The 2542-nt window shown below is 51.1% G+C and carries 3 protein-coding genes; all 3 read left to right on the forward strand.

All coding sequences use genetic code 11. From position 1 onward, the window contains the following. Window positions 1-136: 136 nt before the first annotated feature. The 3 genes from DBR23_RS18165 to DBR23_RS18175 all read left to right on the forward strand — a co-directional run bounded on the left by DBR23_RS18165 (window position 137) and on the right by DBR23_RS18175 (window position 2368). Window positions 137-964, forward strand: coding sequence for a DUF932 domain-containing protein (locus DBR23_RS18165; protein WP_108499151.1), 828 nt, complete (start codon window positions 137-139; stop codon window positions 962-964). 79 nt (window positions 965-1043) lie between these two features. Continuing rightward, complete coding sequence (locus DBR23_RS18170) at window positions 1044-1310, forward strand: hypothetical protein (protein ID WP_108499152.1); 267 nt, start codon at window positions 1044-1046, stop codon at window positions 1308-1310. Window positions 1311-1504: 194 nt separating this feature from the next. Further along, complete coding sequence (locus tag DBR23_RS18175; RefSeq protein ID WP_108499153.1) at window positions 1505-2368, forward strand: DUF3560 domain-containing protein; 864 nt, start codon at window positions 1505-1507, stop codon at window positions 2366-2368. Window positions 2369-2542: the final 174 nt, after the last annotated feature.

Below are 2542 nucleotides of genomic sequence, written 5' to 3' on the forward strand. Positions count from 1 at the left end.
GGTTTACAAACTAATACACAATGTCAACCTAAATAGGTTGACGCTTAAAATGGTTTGACTATAATAGAGTCCATGGTGAACAAAGAAGTCATCATAATCAAGTAAGTCAAGTCAACCATTTATCAAGGTATTAATCATGAAACTCGCAAGCCGTTTTTCCCGTAACTCCACCGTTTCCATTGCTAACCGCGCATTGACGAATGACGAAATTCGCGCCGTGGCTCCCTCGATCTTTGCCGATGCAGCCCACGAAAGCCGTTCGGCCCGCTATACCTATATTCCCACGATTGACGTTCTTGATGGGCTGCGCCGCGAAGGCTTTGCGCCTTTCATGGCTTGCCAGACGCGCGTGCGCAACGAGGGCAAGCGTGAACACACAAAGCACATGCTGCGTTTGCGCCATGCAAACCAAATCACCGGCAAGGAAGCCAACGAAATCATCCTGCTCAACTCTCATGACGGCACCAGCAGCTATCAAATGTTGGCCGGCATGTTCCGCTTCGTTTGCCACAATGGGATGGTCTGCGGTGAGGTTTCGAGTGATATTCGCGTCCGCCATAACGGTGATGTGGTTGGCGAGGTGATCGAAGGCGCTTTTAAGGTGCTGGATAGCTTTGAAGCCATTACCCATCAGCGGGAAGCCATGCAGGGAATCACCTTGAACCAGGGCGAGCAGGCGGCATTTGCCCATGCTGCACTCTCATTGAAGTATGACGAAGGGGAGGGCGCCGCGCCCGTCACTGAGGCCGACATTCTCATGCCGCGCCGTTTTGAAGATCGCCGGGATGACATGTGGACGACTTTCAACCGCGTTCAGGAAAATCTCTTGAAAGGCGGATTGCGTGGCCGAACCAAAGTAGGGCGCCCAACAACAACGCGCCAAGTCAACGGGATTGACCAGAGCGTTAAATTGAATCGTGCATTGTGGATTCTGGCTGAAGAAATGCGCAAGATTAAATCTTAACAAAATGCAATAGGGGCGCTGCCCCTATATCATTAAATGCGCCCTGGTGACACAATGAGGATATGTCATAGGGGCCATCATGTTAAAAGCACTCACAACCGTTTTGCGGGTAATTTTGTTTTATTTGCTGCTTTGGCTGCGGGTGCCTGTGGTTCTTGTGTTGCAGGCTTTTATCTCGCTCGCGTCAATTGCATTCGTTATTATGCTGGTGGTGCGCGGATGGGAGAATGCCTTTTCCCAATTCTGGCCAATGCTCCTAATTTCGTTTGGCGCATTTTTGGTGCGATGGCTTTACGATGGTGTTTTGATGGTCCTATCCCCTGAAGATTTGTTACTTGATATTTGAAGTTTGATGTGTTGACTTAACCCGCTATTCAGCGGGTTTTTTTTATTACAACTATCTTTATTATCGTTGCATGAGATTTACAAAATAAAACATTATGTCAATCAAAATAGGTTGACGTTAATATTGTGGCTTATATAATTCAATTATTGAACATGTTTTGAAGTTAATATTTAATTCAATCTGAAAGGCACACCATGAATAGCGAAAACCGTGTGAGCGATATTATTGAAGCCCGCCAAACTGTTTATGGTGGCCGTGCAGACATTCGGCGTGACCGCCTGCTGAGGCAATCCGCTTCCGTCAAAGCAGAGGCGGGGCGTGTGTTGGCCTCGGCAAAGTCCCGAGCCGATAGCATTCCGCTGGGACAACCGATTTTGGTGGGGCACCACTCGGAAGGACGGGACCGCAATTTCAGAGCAAAGATTCACTCTGACATGGGCAAGGCCTATGCCTTGGAGGACAAGGCCGGGAAGCTGCTGGATCAAGCGCGCGCGGTGGGCCGCGCCATAACGTCAGATGACCCGGAGGCGCTGACGAAGCTGCGGGCGAAGCTCAAGATTGCAAAGGACTCGCACGCGGTCATGGTTGCGGCCAATAAGGCCATTCGAGCGCACAGAGGGGATCAGGCAGCGGCTGTTGCAGCCATCGTCAAAACGACAGGCATGCTGGAAGAGAACGCCCGCGTATTGCTCCGGCCTGACTTTGGTGATGGGATGGGTTTTGCCTCTTACGCGCTCGCCAACAGCAAGGCTGAGATTTTCCGCATCGAACGCCGTATTAAAGAAATAGAGCATGCCATGCAGGGGGTAGACGTTGAGCGTGTATTGGCCTCTGGCGTGACATACCGTGAGGATGTGGCGCTCAATCGGGTCATGCTGATTTTTGGCTACAAGCCCGACAGCGCTGCGCGAGACATACTCAAGGGCAGAGGGTTCCGCTGGGCGCCTTCAAACGAGGCCTGGCAGCGCCAGTTGAATAACGCTGGCCGGTATGCTGCGCAGTGTGTTGTCGAGTCGCTGGGACTTGATGCCGTTGTTACTTCAAAGGATGCCCAATGAGCAGCCATCACGACTGGGCTGAGAAGATCCACACGGAACACGAGACGACAAAGTCATTCGCTCCTGAAAATGGCGATTCGCTGCGTTTTACCGTTGGGGATTGTGTCCTATACACGAATGAGGCCAAGATTGAATTTCGAAGAAGAATTACCGGCCTCTATCGGCCTTCGGGTC

This window comes from Acidovorax sp. HMWF018 (assembly GCF_003061035.1).
In the GTDB taxonomy this organism is placed as follows: domain Bacteria; phylum Pseudomonadota; class Gammaproteobacteria; order Burkholderiales; family Burkholderiaceae_C; genus Acidovorax; species Acidovorax delafieldii.

Excerpts from the sequence above, each read along its gene's own strand:
- DBR23_RS18165 (WP_108499151.1), top strand. The coding sequence starts at position 137 with ATGAAACTCGCAAGCCGTTTTTCCCGTAACTCCACCGTTTCCATTGCT.
- DBR23_RS18170 (WP_108499152.1), top strand. The coding sequence starts at position 1,044 with ATGTTAAAAGCACTCACAACCGTTTTGCGGGTAATTTTGTTTTATTTG.
- DBR23_RS18175 (WP_108499153.1), top strand. The coding sequence starts at position 1,505 with ATGAATAGCGAAAACCGTGTGAGCGATATTATTGAAGCCCGCCAAACT.